We start from the raw sequence: 16,639 nt of genomic DNA, 5'->3' as shown, positions 1-16,639 counted from the left end.
GACCACCCTCATTTTGAGCTGCTTATTTTAAGCTGGGCGCTGGGTGATCACTTCGTCGATCAGGCCGTATTCACGCGCAGCCTCTGCACTCATGAAGTTGTCGCGGTTGGTATCGCGCTCGATTTCTTCAAGTGTGCGACCGCTGTGCTGGGCCATCAGCTTGTTGAGGCGTTCACGAATGAACAGGATTTCCTTGGCGTGGATTTCGATGTCAGAAGCCTGACCCTGGAACCCGCCCAACGGCTGGTGAATCATCACTCGGGAGTTCGGCAGGCAGAAACGCTTGCCAGGAGCACCGGCAGTCAGCAGGAAAGCACCCATGCTGCACGCCTGACCGATACAGGTGGTCGACACGTTTGGCTTGATGAACTGCATGGTGTCGTAGATCGACATGCCGGCAGTCACCGATCCGCCCGGGGAGTTGATATAGAGATGGATGTCCTTGTCCGGGTTTTCCGCTTCAAGGAACAGCAATTGCGCACAGATCAGGTTGGCCATGTAGTCCTCTACAGGACCTACCAGAAAGATCACTCGCTCCTTGAGAAGACGCGAGTAGATGTCATAGGCGCGCTCGCCACGAGCAGATTGCTCGACAACCATCGGGACCAGGCCGCCTGCGGCCTGGATATCAGAGTTCTGCTGAATATAAGAATTACGGAACATGCTCTGCAGTCACTCCCAAAATAGTTAGGTCTTGAAAACGCATAAGCCAGCACGAATGCTGGCTTATGGTGTGTACTTCTTGACGCAGGAACAATCAGTCGGCTTGTGGAGCTTCTACCGGCTTGACCGCTTCTTCGTAAGAGACCGATTTGTCGGTCACGCTAGCTTTCTGCAGAACAGTATCCACAACTTGCTCTTCCAGCACAACCGAACGAACTTCGTTCAGTTGCTGGTCGTTCTTGTAGTACCAAGACACTACTTGCTCAGGCTCTTGATAGGCGGAAGCCATTTCCTGAATCATTTCGCGAACGCGGGTTTCGTCAGGCTTGAGGTCGAATTGCTTGACCACTTCAGCCACGATCAGACCCAGTACAACGCGGCGCTTGGCTTGTTCTTCGAACAGCTCGGCCGGCAGTTGGTCAGGCTTGATGTTGCCGCCGAACTGCTGAACAGCCTGCACGCGCAGACGGTCAACTTCGTTGGACAGCAGAGCCTTTGGCACTTCGATCGGGTTGGTGGCCAGCAGACCGTCCATTACCTGATTCTTGACCTTGGATTTGATCGCCTGACGCAGTTCGCGCTCCATGTTCTTGCGAACTTCGGTGCGGAAGCCGTCCAGACCGCTTTCCTTGATGCCGAATTGAGCGAAGAACTCTTCGTTCAGTTCTGGCAGGGTTGGCGCGGAAACGCTGTTCACGGTAACGGTGAATTCAGCGGTTTTACCAGCCAGATCCAGGTTCTGGTAGTCCTCTGGGAAGGTCAGGTTCAGAACGCGCTCTTCACCAGCCTTGGCGCCCACCAGGCCTTCTTCGAAGCCAGGGATCATGCGGCCGGAACCCAGAACCAGCTGGGTGCCCTTGGCGGAACCGCCAGCGAATACTTCGCCGTCGACCTTGCCAACGAAATCGATGTTCAGCTGGTCTTCGTTCTGGGCAGCACGCTCGGCCACTTCGAAACGGGTGTTCTGCTTGCGCAGGATGTCCAGCATCTTGTCCAGATCGGCGTCTTCGACATCAGCGCTCAGGCGCTCTACGTTAATACCGTCGAAACCGGCAACGGTGAACTCAGGGAACACTTCGAATACGGCTACGTATTCCAGGTCCTTGCCTGCTTCCAGGGATTTTGGCTCGATCGATGGCGAACCAGCCGGGTTCAGCTTTTGCTCAACCACTGCTTCGTAGAAGGAGGACTGGATCACGTCGCCTACAGCTTCCTGGCGAGCTTCAGCGCCGAAACGACGCTTGATTTCGCTCATTGGCACTTTGCCTGGACGGAAGCCAGCAATCTTGGCCTTTTGGGCAGTCTGCTGCAGACGCTTGTTGACCTGAGTCTCGATGCGCTCAGCCGGCACGGTGATGCTCATGCGGCGCTCAAGAGCAGAAGTATTTTCAACAGAAACTTGCATGGATATTCCTCGTTGCACAGACGTTAGCCGGCCGTTTCCGACCCCAGAATCAAGGGCATGCATTCTAGTGGGTCAAACTCAAGAAGTCACCCTACTGAAAACGGGTAAAAACACAGCAGGCAATTTATAGGTGCGAATGCACGGATGCACCTCGCCCCGGTGGCAAATACAGCCAAACATGCCAGGGCTCTGCGCCAACCCTTCTATATATAGAAGAGGTTGCCAATCATCTCCCTGACAGCCGAACTTGCGAGCAAGTCGGCAGGCAGCGCGGCATCATCGAGAAACATAAATACGACGAAACGCCCTGCCCTTGCGACCCCGGACCAGCAGTCGCCGAACCACTGAAACAAAAAAGGCGCCAGACTGTTAAATCTGGCGCCTTTCGGAATATGGGGTGGACGATGGGGATCGAACCCACGACAACGGGAGTCACAATCCCGTGCTCTACCAACTGAGCTACGCCCACCATATTGCGTGTCAAAGAAGCCAAACAACTTCTTCGTTAAACCCCACCATGCCAAGTGGCACATATGAAGCTTTATTTGGTGCGGATGAAGAGACTCGAACTCTTACGCCTCGCGGCGCTGGAACCTAAATCCAGTGTGTCTACCAATTCCACCACATCCGCGGCTTGAAGCTTTAAAACAAAGGCGCCAGACCGTTAAATCTGGCGCCTTTCGAAATATGGGGTGGACGATGGGGATCGAACCCACGACAACGGGAGTCACAATCCCGTGCTCTACCAACTGAGCTACGCCCACCATATCGCGTTACTTGTGCCAATGCTGCCTAATGGCGCACCCGGCAGGACTCGAACCTGCGACCATCCGCTTAGAAGGCGGATGCTCTATCCAGCTGAGCTACGGGCGCCTTATTAATCTGTACCCTTGAAGGACTACAAACTAAATGCTTTCCAGTCGTTGCAGAACCTTGATTCCGCTTGACCTTCTTAACCAGTGCTAGGCTGTGCCCGACAAGTGCGACGAATAGTATAGAGCCACCTGTAGGTCGTCAAATCCTTTTTAAAAAAAATTCATTTAATTAAAGGAGTTAGGGGAATTTGCAGACCAAGCGCCTTTGCCCTCACCGCATGACATGCGAGAATGCGCTCTCTTTTTTTCCCCTCTCGATGGTTAATCACGCGCAATGACTGCACAACTTATCGACGGCAAATCGATCGCCGCCAGCCTGCGCCAGCAGATCGCCCAACGCGTCAACGAGCGTCGCCAGCAAGGCTTGCGCACGCCAGGCCTCGCGGTGATCCTGGTCGGCAGCGATCCTGCCTCTCAGGTTTATGTCTCGCACAAGCGTAAAGACTGTGAAGAGGTCGGCTTCCTGTCCCAGGCCTACGACCTGCCTTCCGAAACCACTCAAGAAGCCTTGACCGATCTGATCGATCGCCTCAATGACGACCCGGCAATCGACGGCGTCCTGTTGCAGCTTCCCCTCCCCGAACACCTGGACGCCTCGAAACTGCTCGAGCGCATTCGTCCGGACAAAGACGTCGACGGTTTCCACCCTTATAACGTCGGTCGCCTGGCCCAGCGTATTCCGCTGCTGCGCCCATGCACTCCCAAAGGCATCATGACCCTGCTGGAAAGCACCGGTGCCGATCTGTACGGAATGGACGCAGTCGTCGTCGGCGCTTCCAACATCGTCGGCCGCCCGATGGCGATGGAACTGCTGCTGGCTGGCTGCACCGTGACCGTGACCCACCGCTTCACCAAGGACCTGGCCGGTCACGTCGGTCGTGCCGACCTGGTGGTCGTGGCCGCCGGCAAGCCTGGCCTGGTCAAGGGCGAGTGGATCAAGGAAGGCGCGATCGTGATCGACGTCGGCATCAACCGCCAGGATGACGGCAAGCTGGTCGGCGACGTTGTCTACGAAACCGCCCTGCCCCGCGCCGGCTGGATCACTCCGGTGCCGGGTGGCGTAGGCCCGATGACCCGCGCCTGCCTGCTGGAAAACACCCTGTACGCCGCCGAAGCCCTGCACAGCTGATTCACACTGCACAGGCAAATCAGCGACACAAGGAACCCCGCCACGGCGGGGTTCTTTTTTGCCTGCGGAACAGTCATGACCATCCGCCGGAAAGTGACTTTTTTTTCATGTTTCCAACGACTTTCACGCCACCCTCGAACAACCATCGACAGTTATTCAGCCATACTCCAGAATGTCGCGCTTTTACGAAATAGCCCGTTACATAACGGCGTATCAACACTTTATGAGTCTGCCAGCGTGAAAATCCGTCTTTCCATCCTGAGCCTAGTTTTTGCACTTACAGGGACTTTGATCACGCCACTTGCCAACGCCGGCGAAACCACCGCCGCACCTCGAGACACCTCGAAACTCAAGCTCGCTTCCGGCAGTTCGTTGTTGCTGGATATGCAGACCAACAAAGTCATCTACGCCAGCAATCCAGACGTGGTTGTCCCCATCGCTTCGGTCAGCAAACTCATGACCGGCCTGGTTGTGGTTGAAGCCAAACAGAACATGGATGAGTACATCAACATCGACATCAGCAACACGCCAGAAATGAGAGGCGTGTTTTCCCGGGTCAAGCTCAAAAGCGAAATGCCGCGCCGGGAAATGCTGCTGATTGCCTTGATGTCGTCCGAGAACCGCGCAGCCGCCAGTCTCGCGCACCACTACCCGGGCGGTTACGCCGCGTTCATCGCCGCGATGAATGCCAGGGCCAAGGCTCTGGGGATGACCAACACGCACTTCGTCGAGCCGACCGGTCTGTCGCCGCGCAACGTCTCGACCGCTCGCGACCTGAGCAAGCTGCTGGTCGCCGCGCACAAGTACCCGCTGCTGACCGAGCTGAGCACCACCAAGGAAAAGACCGTGTCGTTCCGCAAGCCCAACTACAGCCTGGGTTTTCGTAACACCGACCACCTGGTGCGCAAGCCGGACTGGAACATCGAGCTGACGAAAACCGGCTTCACCAACGAAGCCGGCCACTGCCTGGTGCTGGTGACGTACATGGGTAATCGCAAGGTGGCGATGGTCATCCTCGATGCCTATGGCAAGTACACCCACTTTGCCGATGCCAGTCGCCTGCGCAATTGGGTCGAGACCGGCAGAAGCGCCGATGTGCCTTCGGTTGCCCTGCAATACAAGTCGGACAAGAACCTCAAACAGCGCCAGAGCGGTGTGGTTGAGGCCTCGAAGTAACCACGTAATCGCCAATAAAAAACCCCGACTTGTCGGGGTTTTTTATTGCTTCGATCAATCATTCGGCAACGGCATCTTATCGTCATCCGGAATGCCATCCCCCTTGCTCGGATCGTTCCAGCCCTTGGGATGTTCCGTCGGCGCCACGGCAGGCCGGGCCAGCGGATCACGCAGCGGACTGTCCGGATCCATCACCGGATCGACGCTTTCCTCAGGCGTCGTCGGAACATTTTCCGGACGTTTGTCGTTAAAGCTCGAGTCAGTAGACATACGCACCTCCATCGCAGCTAAGGTTTCAGATCACCCAGCGGGTCATAGGGTTTTGACGGCGCCTTGGGATTGTCACCCGGCTTCACGTCTTTGGGTGCCTTGGCAGGTCCGACGGGATCGACCTGAGGGTCGTCGAGGTCCGGGGAATCGGGATCGAACCCCAACTCATCGCCGGACGAATGCTCGGATGAGTGTGGACCGGAAGGGGTATTGGAATATGCCATGAACACCTCCTGTGAACGAAGCCCGGAGATTCCGGGCCTTGTCCTTCAGATGGCCTGCATGCAGTACGGTGCCCGGCAAATGACGAACGGCCTCAGTGCGTGGACAACGCCTGCCTGGCCTGGGCCGCCGCCTGCTCCCGGCCAGCCTGCGCCAGGTCGTTGGCCGCCTTGAGCCAGCGCTGCTTGTCGACCTCGGCCGGAATCTGCGTCGGCGACTGAATCAGTACCGCCCAACCGCCGGCATCCTTGAACGCCGACTCGAACGAGCCGAAGCTCATCATCTGCCGCTGCTCCATACCGGCGCGCAACAGCACGGTCTGCTTCTGACGGTTGTACCCGGACAGAATCGCATAACGCGGTTCGGACCAGAACGCCGTACCTTCAGTGAAGCGCACCATAACCGGGAAACCCGCCGCCACCTGGGTCAACAGTGCCGGCAAATTGTTGTCCAGCGGATAAACCACCATTCCGTATTCCCGGGCAACGTTCTGAATGTTCTGCTGCAACTGAGCCTCGCCGCCCGGCAGATGCAACGATTTCTCGAGCAACCCCGGCGTGATCACGATGCCCTGCTGGGACAGCATGCTCGCCAGCACCTGCGGCCCGCTCTGATTGGCCACACCGCGATAGAACCTGCCGCTGAGCTCGACCCGCTCCGGCAAACGCTTGATCTGTGGCGAAACGCTGCCGGCGCAACCAGCCAGACCGGCGACGCAGCCGACGATGACCGCCGCTGAAAGAAATCGAGAAATTACCCGCACCATGATCACTCTCTTCTTCAGATGCCAGGCAATCCGCTTCCCGGCTTGGCTGTGGATCATAGGACGCCCGGCGGCGTCGGTATAGCCTTAACCGGTAGTCGAGGGCTTTGCATAGAGCAAACTGGTTGGTGACAGTCGACCTTCGGTCAATAGCCTGAAACAACCCAGCGACTAGACTGTCACTTGAAAGGTGTGTGTGCCCGCCGCAGGGCAAAGAGGAGGCATCGATGAGCCTGACAATGACGATCGTGATGTTGATTTCCGGCTGGCTGGCCGTTGCCGCCGCCATGTTGTGGGGTGTTCTGCGCATTGCGCGTCGCCACCATCACCCCGTTCAACCGGCCAAACGGGTACAGCCCGAAAAAACCACGAGGCGTCACGCCACCGCCCACTGACTGCACTTTCAATCTTAATAAAAAACGGCCGCCTGCTGTCTTTCGAGAGCAGGCGGCCGTTTCATTTCAGCCCAGCTTACGCTTCAGCGGTCAGACGCTTCTGCTTGGCCCGGCGGGACATCATGTTCAGCACCTCGATCGCCGCCGAGAATGCCATCGCCGCGTAGACGTAGCCTTTCGGTACGTGGGCGCCGAAGCCTTCGGCGATCAGCGTCATGCCGATCATGATCAAGAAGCCCAGCGCCAACATCACCACGGTTGGATTGTCGTTGATGAACTTGGCCAGCGGATCAGCCGCCAGCAACATCACCAGTACCGACACCACCACCGCGATGATCATGATCGGCAAGTGCTCGGTCATGCCGACAGCGGTAATGATGCTGTCGATGGAGAACACCATGTCCAGCATCAGGATCTGGCCGATCGCCGCGGCAAAGCCCAGGGTCACGGTCGAGGTCTTCGACGTCGGATCTTCCGGCGAAGGGTCCATGCTGTGATGGATCTCGGTGGTAGCTTTCCAAAGCAGGAACAGACCGCCGGCGATCAGGATCATGTCCTTCCAGGAGAATGCCTGACCGAAAATCTCGATCACCGGCGCCGTCAACTGGACGATGAACGCGATGGTGCTAAGCAAGCCCAGACGCAGGATCAGCGCCATGCCGATACCGATGCGCCGTGCCTTCTGCCGGTGCTGCTCAGGCAGTTTGTTGGTCAGGATCGAGATGAAAATCAGGTTATCGATGCCGAGCACGATTTCCATAACCACCAGGGTGGCCAGGGCGACCCAGGCGGTGGGGCTTGCAGCTAACTGTAAAAGGTATTCCATGGGTCAGTCCTGACTCGCTGTGAGACGGTTTAGATTTCCTGGGAAGACGATTCGGTTTTTTCCGATTCTTTTTCCGATGATTCTTTTTTGCTGATCAAGCCGCCAGTGGCCTCGCTCAATGCCTGTTCGGCGGCCTTGTGGGTGTCGTCGATGGCCTGCTTGGCACTTTCGGCAGCCTTGCCCATCAGTTGCTGAGCGCTTTTTTCGGCCTGATCACAGCCGGCCAGAACCAGTAAAGACGTTATCAGCAGCGCCGTGGTTTTAAGCTTCATGATGCTTTCCTCGATAGAACGAAACGGGCCACAGCGATGGCCCGTTGATAGCGATGCATTCTAGGGAGATGAACACTTCAGGAAAATTCGTATTTTTGGCGGCTATACTTCGGTTTTTACGAATCCGAAATAGGGCATTCACCACATGCTGAACTACCGACAACTGCACTACTTCTGGGTCGTCGCCAAGACCGGCAGTATCGTGCGCGCCTGTGAGCAGTTGAACCTGACGCCCCAGACCATCAGCGGGCAGATTTCATTGTTCGAACAAACCTACGGCATCGAGCTGTTCCGCCGGGTCGGCCGGCAGCTGGAGCTCACCGAAGCCGGTCGCCAGACCCTGCCCTACGCCGAACAAATGTTTCAGCTGGGCGGCGAGCTGGAACTGATGCTTCGGGCTCAGCCCAACGAGCAGCAGATCCTGTTTCGAGTCGGCGTGGCCGATGTGGTGCCCAAATCCATCGTCTATCGCCTGATCGCGCCGACCATGGAATTGACCGAACCGCTACGCATCACCTGCCGCGAAGACAAGCTCGAACGATTGCTCGCGGACCTGGCCATCCAGCGCCTGGACCTGGTGATTTCCGACAGCCCCATGCCGACCCACCTGGACATCAAGGGCTACAGCCAGAAACTCGGCGAATGCGGGATCAGCTTTTTTGCCACAAAGGAATTGGCGACACGTTACGGCCAGGACTTCCCCCGCAATCTGCACGGCGCGCCGCTGCTGATTCCCGGGGCGGAAACCGTGGTGCGCAGCCGCTTGCAGCGCTGGTTCGCCGAGCAGCAGATCCAGCCGCAGATTGTCGGCGAGTTCGATGACAGTGCCTTGATGCAGGCCTTCGGCCAATCCGGCAGCGGAATTTTCATCGGCCCCAGCGTGATTGCCGACGAGGTCAAACGCCAGATGGGCGTGGAGGTGATTGGCCAGACCGACGCGGTGAGCGAGTCGTTCTACGCCATTTCGGTGGATCGCAAGGTCAAGCACCCCGGCATTGTCGCCATTACCGAAGGTGCCCGACGCGAGCTGTTTACAGCGCTGTAACGGCGTCCCGCGGCTTGAAGGTCATCAGCGCGATGGCCAGCAGGATCGATGCGAGGATCAAGGCGGCGGCAGCGAAACCCAGGCCCTGCAGGCCGACGCTGTCGATCACCCGACCGCCGATCATCGCGCCCAGGCCGATGCCGAGGTTGGCTCCAGCGATGTTCAGCGAGGCAGCAAATGCCGGCGCTTCCGGAGCGGCCTTCATCAAACGCACATGGCTGACCAGGAACAACGCGGCCTGGGTAATGCCCCAGATGCCCATCGCCGCCGCCAGACCGAAGGCCGAATGAATGTTCGGCACCAGCGCCACCAGACCGGCAATCATGAAGGCGCAGAACATCATCGAAGCCACCAGCGGGTGCCGATCCACGGCGCGACCGCCCAAAGAGTTGCCGATCAGCCCGACCGCGCCGAAGCCCATCAGGCACCAGCCGACCACCGTGCCGTCGAAGCCGGCGAGGCGCTCAAGGATGTCCGCAAGATAGGTGTAGGCAGTGAACATGCCGCTGAACACCACGATCGACAGCAGCACATGGCCGACCATCAGGGGGCTGCGCAGGATCTTGAATTGCGAGCGGAAACTGACCTGATGTTGATGCAGGTTGGTCTTCGGCAAGTAGACAAACAGCAGCAGCGCCTTGGCGAAAGCGATGACCGCCAGAATGGCGAAGGCGCTGCGCCAGCCGAACGCATCGGAAATCAGCGTGCCCACCGGAATGCCGAATACAGTGGCGCAGACGATGCCGAAGCCGATCTTGGCGATGGCGCGGCCGGCGAAGTCAGGGCCGACGATGTCCACCGCCGTCTCGCTGGCCAATGCCCAGAACACCGGCAAGCCCAAGGCCGGAACCAGTCGGGCAAAGGCCATCACCCAGATGTTCGGCGCCAATGCCGCCACGGTATTGGCCAGGCCGAACATGATCAGGATCGTAATGAACAGCTTGCGCCGCTCGAAGCGGGCGAAGAACGCGGTGAGGAACGGCCCGAACGCGGCGACGGTGAAGGCGAACAGGGTCACTAGCAACCCCGCTTGCGGGATGCTGACGTCGAGATCACGGGCGATGGCCGGCAACAGGCCGACGATGACGAACTCCGTTGTCAGCACGGTAAAACCGGCGGCCGACAGCAGAAGGATGGGAAACAGCATGCACAACTCCAGAAAACGACAACACCAGCGCTAGCCCGAAGGCCCACTGGCAGATTGAAAATGGGGATGGCGAAGCTTAACAGAGTGTGTCCGATCAGGCTTGCACGAACCTGCAAATCGGCTCCGGAAACCGGGTGGCAGATCGTCACACTTCTGAAGGAATGGCCCTACGCTGTGATAAAGTCCGCGCCCCGCGAAACGTACCCCTGAACGTCGGCCATTTAAAGCCTCGATGTCACGTTACCCGCCCCGATAAATCCGAGATGCCGTTTTATGACAGCTTCATCCACTCCTCTATTGCAACGCCTCAAACGCACCAGCCTGGTCACACAGATCATCATCGGCCTGATCGCCGGGATTGCCCTGGCGCTGTTCGCCCCTGAAGTCGCCAAGGCCACCGGTTTCATCGGCAAAGTCTTCGTCTCGGCACTGAAGGCCGTCGCGCCGATCCTGGTGTTCGTGCTGGTCATGGCGTCCATCGCCAACCACAAGCACGGCCAGGAAACCCATATCCGGCCGATCCTCTTCCTGTATCTGCTGGGCACCTTTGGCGCTGCCGTGGTCGCAGTGGTGGCGAGCATGATGTTTCCGTCGAGCCTGGTGCTGTCCACCGACAACCTGGCCGTCACCGCGCCGGGCGGCATCGGCGAAGTGCTGCAAAGCCTGCTGCTGAGTGTGGTTGACAACCCGGTCAGCGCCCTGATGAACGCCAACTTCATCGGCATTCTGGCCTGGGCGATCGGCATGGGCATCGCCATTCGCCACGCCGGTGACACCACCCGTGAGGTGCTGGGTGATCTGTCCAACGGCGTGACCGTGATCGTGCGGTTGGTGATCAGCTTCGCGCCGCTGGGGATTTTCGGCCTCGTCGCCTCGACCCTGGCCACTTCCGGTTTCGGCGCCCTGATCAGCTACGCGCACCTGCTGGCCGTGCTGCTGGGCTGCATGGTATTCGTGGCGCTGGTGATGAACCCGCTGATCGTGTTCTGGAAACTGCGCCGCAACCCGTTCCCGCTGGTGCTGATGTGCCTGCGGGAAAGCGGCATCACCGCGTTCTTCACCCGCAGTTCGGCGGCGAACATTCCGGTCAACCTGGAACTGAGCAAGCGCCTGGGTCTGCATGAGGACACCTACTCAGTGTCGATCCCCTTGGGCGCAACCATCAACATGGCCGGCGCGGCGATCACCATCACCGTGCTGACACTGGCGGCCGTGCACACCCTGGGCATCGCCGTGGACATCCCGACTGCCATTCTGCTGAGCGTGGTCGCGGCGATCTGTGCCTGCGGCGCTTCCGGCGTGGCCGGTGGTTCGCTGCTGCTGATCCCGCTGGCGTGCAGCCTGTTCGGCATCCCGAGCGAGATTGCCATGCAGGTAGTGGCGGTGGGCTTCATCATCGGCGTGTTGCAGGATTCGGCGGAAACGGCGCTCAACTCCTCCACCGACGTGCTGTTCACGGCGGCAGCTTGCCTGGGCGAAGAACGCCTGGCCTGACCCTGCTCCCCTGTAGGAGCGAGCACGCTCGCGATGGACTATCAAACACCGCGGGAAATCAGAAAGCCCGCGTCATCGTTGACGACCATCGCGAGCATGCTCGCTCCTACAGAAAGCAAAAAAACCCGCCTAAGCGGGTTTTTTTGTATCCGGACGGTTTAGAACGCGCCCATGTAATCACGCTTGCCCACTTCCACACCGTTGTGACGCAGCAGCGCGTAAGCGGTGGTGACGTGGAAGAAGAACTGCGGCAGGCCGTAGGTCAGCAGGTAGGACTGACCGGTGAAGCGCTTCTCTTTCGGCGTGCCCGGACGGGTCACGATCTCGATGCCTTCCTTGCCATTGATCTGCTCCGGCTTGATCTCGCCGATGAAGGCCAGAACCTTGGCGATCAGCGCTTGCAGTTCGGCGAAGGTGGTTTCGCTGTCGTCATACTTCGGAAGTTCGATCTCGGCCAGGCGCGCGGAAATGCCTTTGCTGAAATCAACGGCGATCTGCACCTGACGCACCAGCGGGAACATGTCCGGGAACAGGCGGGCTTGCAGGAAGGCGTTCGGATCGATGTTTTTCGCGGTGGCGTGGGCTTCGGCCTTTTTCAGCACATCGCTCAGGGCGTTGAGCATTTGCTGGAGAACAGGAACGGAAGCGTCGTACAGGGAAATGGTCATGGTGGGTCTCTTGTGTGACAGGTGGGAAACGTCGGCCGAGATTATAGCCATGCCCGCCCGTGCTGCGGCTTGTCTTTTCTCGCGCAAGGATTAGGCTAGGCGGCTTCGACGGCATGCTTCGATTGCATAGGGAACAGCGTGATGAGCACTGAACAAGAAACGACATTCGACGAACCGCGCCTCAACAGCAGCGAAATCCGCATCCTCGGTTCTCTGATCGAAAAGCAGGCCACCAGCCCGGAATCCTATCCACTGACCCTCAATGCCCTGGTGATTGCCTGCAACCAGAAAACCAGCCGGGAACCGGTGATGAACCTGACCCCGGGCCAGGTCGGCCAGAGCCTGCGCGCCCTCGAAGGCCGCGGCTTTGCCAAACTGGTGATGGGCAGCCGCGCCGACCGTTGGGAGCACAAGGTCGACAAGGCACTGGAACTGGTGCCTGCCCAGGTGATCCTTACCGGTCTGATGTTTTTGCGCGGGCCGCAGACGGTCAACGAACTGCTGACCCGCAGCGGGCGCATGCATGAATTCGAAGATGCCGAACAGGTGGTGCACCAGCTTGAACGCCTGATTGCCCGCGGTTTGGCGGTGTTGATTCCGCGCCAGGCGGGGCAGCGTGAAGACCGTTATACCCATGCCATGGGTGACCCGGCGGATGCCGAGGCGATCATGGCGGCACGGCAGAATCCGGTGGAGCGCAGTGGCGGTGGCGGGGTTTCGGTGGAGCGGATTGAAGAGTTGGAGGCGCGGATTGCGGCGCTGGAGGAGCGGTTGGCGCGGTTGGAATAAAGTGATTTGCCGGTGCATTGATGTTGGATGTACCGGCCTCTTCGCGGGCAAGCCCGCTCCCACAGGTTCCGTGTGTCGATCACATTATGTGTGGACACCACAGATCACTGTGGGAGCGGGCTTGCCCGCGAAGAGGCCAGTGATGTCAACGCCTATGTTGAACATTTACCCCCGAGCAAACGCCACCGCCTTCTGAAACTGCTCATCCGTCGGCCGCACACCGGTGTACAGCACAAACTGCTCCAGCGCCTGAATCGCGATCACCTCAAGCCCGGTAATCACCTTCTTGCCTTCGGCCCTGCCGCGCACGATCATCGGCGTTTCCGAGGGAATCGCCACCACATCGAAGATGATGTCCGCAGCCTTGATGACGTCAACCTCGAATGCCAGTTGACCTTCCTCAGGTCCGCCGTCCATCCCCACAGGCGTCACGTTGACCAGCATCTGCGGCCGACGCTCACCCAGTTCCGCCTGCCATTCGTAGCCCAGTGAGTCCGCCAGGGCACGCCCCGCCGCTTCGTTTCGCGCCACGATCAGGCCGTTGCTGTAACCGCCGTCACGCAAGGCGCTGGCCACGGCCTTGCCCATGCCGCCGCTGCCGCGCAGGGCGAAGGTCACGTCCTTGGGCACCGCGTGGGTTTCCAGCAGTTGGGCGACGGCGATGTAGTCGGTGTTGTAGGCCTTGAGGTGGCCGTCGGTATTGACGATGGTGTTGATCGATTGAATTGCCGCGGCCGAGGCGTCCATTTCGTCAACCAGCGCGATGCAGGCTTCCTTGAACGGCATCGACACGCCGCAACCGCGAATGCCCAGGGCACGGATGCCTCCCACCGCGCCCGGCAGGTCCTTGCTGCTGAAGGCCTTGTAGTAGAAGTTCAGGCCCAGTTGTTCATACAGGTGGTTGTGAAACCGCAGGCCAAAGTTGCCGGGGCGCCCGGAGAGCGACATGCATAGCTGGGTGTTTCTGTCAGGGTTCATCTGCATGTGAATCTCCTTGCAATGCACTTTCGGATGGACGGGATTAGCCAGCCCATCGTGTTCTGTTCGATCATATTCCCGTGGCCGAATGCCGGATTGAACGTCGGTAAACGAGCCGGTACAGACCTTACACAAAATTTACCTTGCCGCTGTGCTGATTTTCAGAAAAACGCTGTCTTAGAAGTATCCCCGCGACGATCCTTGGGTCTATTGCAGAGCCAAGCGCCGGGTCGAAGAACCGAGGAATTATCATGATCCGTAAAATCCCCACAGTTGCCTTGCTGATCGGCGCTCTGGCTATCGCAGGGCAGGCAGAAGCACACGGCGGTGGCGGTTGGGAAGGCCCGGCGGTCTTTGGCGCGATCGTTGGCTCGGCCATCGTCGGCTCGGCACTCATCAACGCCAACCGGCCGGTCTATGTCGCGCCGCAGCCTGTGTATGCGGCACCGCCACCGGTCTACTACGCTCCGCCTCCACCGGTCTATTACCAGCCGGCGCCGGTGTATGTGCAGCAACCGATCTACTACCGCCCGGCTCCGGTCTACTACGGGCCGCCACGCGGCTATTACGGCCCGCCTCGCGGTTACTATGGCCGTCCTTATGGCCACTACTGACAGGCACAAAACAGGCCCCGCCGGAAATGGCGGGGCTTTTTTATGCACCACGAACCTGTAGGAGCGAGCATGCTCGCGATGGTCGTCAACGATAACGCTGGGTGCCTGATGCCCCGCGGTGTCCCGACGTCCATCGCGAGCATGCTCGCTCCTACAGTGGGTCGAGGGTGACCGTTCGTCGGAGTTGGTCTGGATACCTCTCGTCGGTGTCGCTATCGGGACAGTTTCGCCCGTGCAAACGGTCATATTGGTGTCATGTCGGATCCGCAAGCTTGAACCTGTCCGCCAACAACAGGTTACTTACAACAAGGACGCCCCCATGCCCACACAGAACCCGCACCACATTGTCGGTCTGTGCACCTCGAGCAAGGTGTACAACACCCTCACAGAGCTCAAGCAGCTGGAAGGCCATCGCACGGCCAAGTTTCTCTCGTTGCTGACTCAGGATCTGGTGCGCAAAGGCCTGCTCAATGAGCGAGAAGTGGTGCACATGCTCGATCAGGTGGTCGACTGAGCGACAGACGGTCCGATAGCCTCAACGGCGTCAATGACCACTATCGAAAACGGTGATTGTCGGAAAACTCGCCGGGCTCGTAAGGTATCTCCATAGTTTGATGGCCAAAGATGGAGATGCCTTAAATGTCCCAAGTTCAGATCATGTCCGTAATCGGCAGCGCCGTTCCCGCCACTCTCAGAGCTTCCGGGCTGCTTGCCTGCTGGTATCTGGTGCTCGATGGCGAACAGGTCAGCGGCCCGCTCACCTCGCTGCCGGCGGCCCAGGCCATGTCGCAACGCTACACCTCGGAACACGCCGGCAAGCTCAGCGCCTAAGGCAGCTGAACCCGCGGCTTGGTCTCCAGGAAGATGTCCCAGCTCGACATGAACAGCGCCGCAATCAGCGGGCCGATGACAAAGCCATTGAGCCCGAAAATCGCCAGGCCACCGAGAGTCGAAATGAGGATCATGTAGTCCGGCATCTTCGTGTCCTTGCCCACCAGAATCGGGCGCAGCACGTTATCCACCAGGCCGATCACGAACACCCCGAATAGTCCCAGCACCACACCCTGCCAGACCGCCCCGGTGAACAGGAAAAATGCCGCCACCGGCGCCCAGACAATCCCCGCGCCGACCGCTGGCAACAGCGAAAGGAACGCCATCAGCACCGCCCAGAGCAACGCACTGGGAATGTCCAGAAACCAGAAAATCGCTCCGCCCAGCGCGCCCTGCGTGACCGCGACCACCAGATTGCCTTTGACGGTGGCCCGCACCACGCGATTGAACTTGAGTTGCAGACGACGTTTCTGCTGTTCCTCCAGCGGCACGGCAGCGCGCACCCTGCGCGCGAGATCGGCGCCGTCGCGCAGAAAAAAGAACAGCAGGTACAGCATGATGAAAAAACTGACGATGAACTCGAACGTGCCCTGGCCGAAGCTGAACGCCTGAGTCGCCAGCACCTGGCCGCCTGTGACCGCGCTTTTGATGATCTTTTCGCGCATCGCTTCGAGTCCGCCGAGACCGAGGCGATCGAGCATGTGCTGGAAATACGGTGGCAGGCTGTGTTTGAACTGTTGCACATAGCCGGCGATGTCCAGCTCACCGTTCTCGATGCGCTGGTACACCGCCGCCCCTTCCTGAACCATCAGGATGCTGATGATGATCACCGGCAGAATGGCGATCACCAGGCAAATGCTCAGCGTGAGCAACGACGTGAGGTTGCGCTGCCAGCCGAGCTTGAGTTGCAGCCGCCTTTGCATGGGTGCGAACAGAATGCCGAGAATCACCGCCCAGAACACCGCGCCGTAAAACGGCAGCAGAATCCAGATGAAGGCGATGCTCACCACGCCCAGTACAATCGTCAGGGATTTGTTTTGTACGCTTTCTTCGTTCATGTCCAATCCACGCCAATGC

At 59.0% G+C, this 16,639-nt stretch carries 20 protein-coding genes and 4 tRNA genes; 9 read left to right on the top strand and 15 right to left on the bottom strand.

What is annotated here, in order from left to right:
- Window positions 1-27: 27 nt before the first annotated feature.
- The 6 genes from clpP to K9857_RS08120 all read right to left on the bottom strand — a co-directional run bounded on the left by clpP (window position 28) and on the right by K9857_RS08120 (window position 2,941).
- Window positions 28-663, bottom strand: a complete 636-nt coding sequence (gene clpP / locus K9857_RS08145; RefSeq protein WP_224534674.1) for an ATP-dependent Clp endopeptidase proteolytic subunit ClpP — start codon at window positions 661-663, stop codon at window positions 28-30.
- A gap of 94 nt (window positions 664-757) precedes the next feature.
- Window positions 758-2,068, bottom strand: a complete 1,311-nt coding sequence (gene tig / locus K9857_RS08140) for a trigger factor (RefSeq protein ID WP_224534672.1) — start codon at window positions 2,066-2,068, stop codon at window positions 758-760.
- Between the two features lie 393 nt (window positions 2,069-2,461).
- Window positions 2,462-2,537: transfer RNA gene (locus K9857_RS08135), tRNA-His, on the bottom strand.
- Between the two features lie 77 nt (window positions 2,538-2,614).
- A tRNA-Leu gene (locus tag K9857_RS08130) sits at window positions 2,615-2,699 on the bottom strand.
- Window positions 2,700-2,756: 57 nt separating this feature from the next.
- Window positions 2,757-2,832, bottom strand: a tRNA-His gene (locus K9857_RS08125).
- 32 nt (window positions 2,833-2,864) lie between these two features.
- Window positions 2,865-2,941: transfer RNA gene (locus tag K9857_RS08120), tRNA-Arg, on the bottom strand.
- A 276-nt stretch (window positions 2,942-3,217) separates the two neighbouring features.
- Between K9857_RS08120 and folD the strand changes: the two genes are divergently transcribed.
- Together folD and pbpG are read left to right on the top strand one after the other, a co-directional pair.
- A complete protein-coding gene (folD, locus tag K9857_RS08115; RefSeq protein WP_224534670.1) occupies window positions 3,218-4,072 on the top strand; it encodes a bifunctional methylenetetrahydrofolate dehydrogenase/methenyltetrahydrofolate cyclohydrolase FolD in 855 nt (284 codons plus the stop codon).
- Between the two features lie 237 nt (window positions 4,073-4,309).
- Window positions 4,310-5,248 (top strand): D-alanyl-D-alanine endopeptidase, encoded by a 939-nt coding sequence (pbpG, locus tag K9857_RS08110; protein WP_224534668.1) that lies wholly within the window; start codon window positions 4,310-4,312, stop codon window positions 5,246-5,248.
- Window positions 5,249-5,302: 54 nt separating this feature from the next.
- Here the strand turns inward: pbpG and K9857_RS08105 are convergent, their stop codons facing one another.
- From K9857_RS08105 to K9857_RS08095, 3 genes are all read right to left on the bottom strand, one after another.
- Window positions 5,303-5,518: a hypothetical protein gene (locus tag K9857_RS08105; RefSeq protein ID WP_224534666.1), complete on the bottom strand. Its 216-nt coding sequence runs from the start codon at window positions 5,516-5,518 to the stop codon at window positions 5,303-5,305.
- A gap of 17 nt (window positions 5,519-5,535) precedes the next feature.
- Entirely contained in the window at window positions 5,536-5,742 is a 207-nt protein-coding gene (locus K9857_RS08100) for a DUF6021 family protein (protein ID WP_224534664.1), read from the bottom strand.
- A gap of 92 nt (window positions 5,743-5,834) precedes the next feature.
- A complete protein-coding gene (locus tag K9857_RS08095; protein WP_224534662.1) occupies window positions 5,835-6,563 on the bottom strand; it encodes a peptidase C39 family protein in 729 nt (242 codons plus the stop codon).
- 167 nt (window positions 6,564-6,730) lie between these two features.
- Here K9857_RS08095 and K9857_RS08090 point away from each other — a divergent pair, with 167 nt between their 5' ends.
- The gene (locus K9857_RS08090) at window positions 6,731-6,898 is read left to right on the top strand and encodes a hypothetical protein (RefSeq protein ID WP_175379460.1); all 168 of its coding nucleotides are present in this window, start codon (window positions 6,731-6,733) and stop codon (window positions 6,896-6,898) included.
- Window positions 6,899-6,974: 76 nt separating this feature from the next.
- Here the strand turns inward: K9857_RS08090 and K9857_RS08085 are convergent, their stop codons facing one another.
- Window positions 6,975-7,724 carry a TerC family protein gene (locus tag K9857_RS08085; RefSeq protein ID WP_224534661.1) on the bottom strand — a complete coding sequence of 250 codons (750 nt, stop codon included), beginning with the start codon at window positions 7,722-7,724 and terminating at the stop codon, window positions 6,975-6,977.
- A 29-nt stretch (window positions 7,725-7,753) separates the two neighbouring features.
- Entirely contained in the window at window positions 7,754-7,996 is a 243-nt protein-coding gene (locus tag K9857_RS08080) for a hypothetical protein (RefSeq protein ID WP_224534659.1), read from the bottom strand.
- A 145-nt stretch (window positions 7,997-8,141) separates the two neighbouring features.
- On the opposite strand from K9857_RS08080, the gene nhaR reads away from it, so the two are divergent.
- A complete protein-coding gene (gene nhaR, locus K9857_RS08075) occupies window positions 8,142-9,041 on the top strand; it encodes a transcriptional activator NhaR (RefSeq protein ID WP_224534657.1) in 900 nt (299 codons plus the stop codon).
- On the opposite strand, the gene K9857_RS08070 is transcribed toward nhaR, so the two are convergent.
- Window positions 9,028-10,188 carry an MFS transporter gene (locus K9857_RS08070; protein ID WP_224534655.1) on the bottom strand — a complete coding sequence of 387 codons (1,161 nt, stop codon included), beginning with the start codon at window positions 10,186-10,188 and terminating at the stop codon, window positions 9,028-9,030. The two genes, nhaR and K9857_RS08070, sit on opposite strands and share 14 nt — an antisense overlap.
- 273 nt (window positions 10,189-10,461) lie before the next feature.
- Between K9857_RS08070 and sstT the strand changes: the two genes are divergently transcribed.
- A complete protein-coding gene (gene sstT, locus K9857_RS08065; protein WP_224534653.1) occupies window positions 10,462-11,682 on the top strand; it encodes a serine/threonine transporter SstT in 1,221 nt (406 codons plus the stop codon).
- Window positions 11,683-11,840: 158 nt separating this feature from the next.
- Here the strand turns inward: sstT and K9857_RS08060 are convergent, their stop codons facing one another.
- Window positions 11,841-12,350 (bottom strand): DUF1993 family protein, encoded by a 510-nt coding sequence (locus tag K9857_RS08060; protein ID WP_224534650.1) that lies wholly within the window; start codon window positions 12,348-12,350, stop codon window positions 11,841-11,843.
- A gap of 141 nt (window positions 12,351-12,491) precedes the next feature.
- On the opposite strand from K9857_RS08060, the gene K9857_RS08055 reads away from it, so the two are divergent.
- A complete protein-coding gene (locus tag K9857_RS08055) occupies window positions 12,492-13,139 on the top strand; it encodes a YceH family protein (RefSeq protein ID WP_224534648.1) in 648 nt (215 codons plus the stop codon).
- 165 nt (window positions 13,140-13,304) lie between these two features.
- On the opposite strand, the gene K9857_RS08050 is transcribed toward K9857_RS08055, so the two are convergent.
- Window positions 13,305-14,123: a shikimate 5-dehydrogenase gene (locus K9857_RS08050; protein WP_224534646.1), complete on the bottom strand. Its 819-nt coding sequence runs from the start codon at window positions 14,121-14,123 to the stop codon at window positions 13,305-13,307.
- Window positions 14,124-14,368: 245 nt separating this feature from the next.
- Here K9857_RS08050 and K9857_RS08045 point away from each other — a divergent pair, with 245 nt between their 5' ends.
- The 3 genes from K9857_RS08045 (at window position 14,369) to K9857_RS08035 (ending at window position 15,562) form a co-directional block, all read left to right on the top strand.
- A complete protein-coding gene (locus K9857_RS08045; protein WP_224534644.1) occupies window positions 14,369-14,731 on the top strand; it encodes a hypothetical protein in 363 nt (120 codons plus the stop codon).
- A 319-nt stretch (window positions 14,732-15,050) separates the two neighbouring features.
- Window positions 15,051-15,245 carry a hypothetical protein gene (locus K9857_RS08040; protein ID WP_224534642.1) on the top strand — a complete coding sequence of 65 codons (195 nt, stop codon included), beginning with the start codon at window positions 15,051-15,053 and terminating at the stop codon, window positions 15,243-15,245.
- A 125-nt stretch (window positions 15,246-15,370) separates the two neighbouring features.
- Window positions 15,371-15,562, top strand: coding sequence for a hypothetical protein (locus K9857_RS08035; protein WP_224534641.1), 192 nt, complete (start codon window positions 15,371-15,373; stop codon window positions 15,560-15,562).
- Here K9857_RS08035 and K9857_RS08030 read toward each other — a convergent pair.
- A complete protein-coding gene (locus tag K9857_RS08030; RefSeq protein ID WP_224534608.1) occupies window positions 15,559-16,620 on the bottom strand; it encodes an AI-2E family transporter in 1,062 nt (353 codons plus the stop codon). The two genes, K9857_RS08035 and K9857_RS08030, sit on opposite strands and share 4 nt — an antisense overlap.
- Between the last annotated feature and the right edge of the window lie 19 nt (window positions 16,621-16,639).

Source organism: Pseudomonas sp. REP124 (assembly GCF_020164475.1).
Lineage (GTDB): Bacteria > Pseudomonadota > Gammaproteobacteria > Pseudomonadales > Pseudomonadaceae > Aquipseudomonas.
The sequence above is the reverse complement of the archived record's forward strand: the minus strand, read 5'-3'. Positions and strand labels throughout refer to the sequence as shown.

Excerpts from the sequence above, each read along its gene's own strand:
- clpP (WP_224534674.1), bottom strand. The coding sequence starts at position 663 with ATGTTCCGTAATTCTTATATTCAGCAGAACTCTGATATCCAGGCCGCA.
- tig (WP_224534672.1), bottom strand. The coding sequence starts at position 2,068 with ATGCAAGTTTCTGTTGAAAATACTTCTGCTCTTGAGCGCCGCATGAGC.
- folD (WP_224534670.1), top strand. The coding sequence starts at position 3,218 with ATGACTGCACAACTTATCGACGGCAAATCGATCGCCGCCAGCCTGCGC.
- K9857_RS08105 (WP_224534666.1), bottom strand. The coding sequence starts at position 5,518 with ATGTCTACTGACTCGAGCTTTAACGACAAACGTCCGGAAAATGTTCCG.
- K9857_RS08100 (WP_224534664.1), bottom strand. The coding sequence starts at position 5,742 with ATGGCATATTCCAATACCCCTTCCGGTCCACACTCATCCGAGCATTCG.
- K9857_RS08095 (WP_224534662.1), bottom strand. The coding sequence starts at position 6,563 with ATGATCCACAGCCAAGCCGGGAAGCGGATTGCCTGGCATCTGAAGAAG.
- K9857_RS08090 (WP_175379460.1), top strand. The coding sequence starts at position 6,731 with ATGAGCCTGACAATGACGATCGTGATGTTGATTTCCGGCTGGCTGGCC.
- K9857_RS08085 (WP_224534661.1), bottom strand. The coding sequence starts at position 7,724 with ATGGAATACCTTTTACAGTTAGCTGCAAGCCCCACCGCCTGGGTCGCC.
- K9857_RS08080 (WP_224534659.1), bottom strand. The coding sequence starts at position 7,996 with ATGAAGCTTAAAACCACGGCGCTGCTGATAACGTCTTTACTGGTTCTG.
- nhaR (WP_224534657.1), top strand. The coding sequence starts at position 8,142 with ATGCTGAACTACCGACAACTGCACTACTTCTGGGTCGTCGCCAAGACC.
- K9857_RS08070 (WP_224534655.1), bottom strand. The coding sequence starts at position 10,188 with ATGCTGTTTCCCATCCTTCTGCTGTCGGCCGCCGGTTTTACCGTGCTG.
- sstT (WP_224534653.1), top strand. The coding sequence starts at position 10,462 with ATGACAGCTTCATCCACTCCTCTATTGCAACGCCTCAAACGCACCAGC.
- K9857_RS08060 (WP_224534650.1), bottom strand. The coding sequence starts at position 12,350 with ATGACCATTTCCCTGTACGACGCTTCCGTTCCTGTTCTCCAGCAAATG.
- K9857_RS08055 (WP_224534648.1), top strand. The coding sequence starts at position 12,492 with ATGAGCACTGAACAAGAAACGACATTCGACGAACCGCGCCTCAACAGC.
- K9857_RS08050 (WP_224534646.1), bottom strand. The coding sequence starts at position 14,123 with ATGCAGATGAACCCTGACAGAAACACCCAGCTATGCATGTCGCTCTCC.
- K9857_RS08045 (WP_224534644.1), top strand. The coding sequence starts at position 14,369 with ATGATCCGTAAAATCCCCACAGTTGCCTTGCTGATCGGCGCTCTGGCT.
- K9857_RS08040 (WP_224534642.1), top strand. The coding sequence starts at position 15,051 with ATGCCCACACAGAACCCGCACCACATTGTCGGTCTGTGCACCTCGAGC.
- K9857_RS08035 (WP_224534641.1), top strand. The coding sequence starts at position 15,371 with ATGTCCCAAGTTCAGATCATGTCCGTAATCGGCAGCGCCGTTCCCGCC.
- K9857_RS08030 (WP_224534608.1), bottom strand. The coding sequence starts at position 16,620 with ATGAACGAAGAAAGCGTACAAAACAAATCCCTGACGATTGTACTGGGC.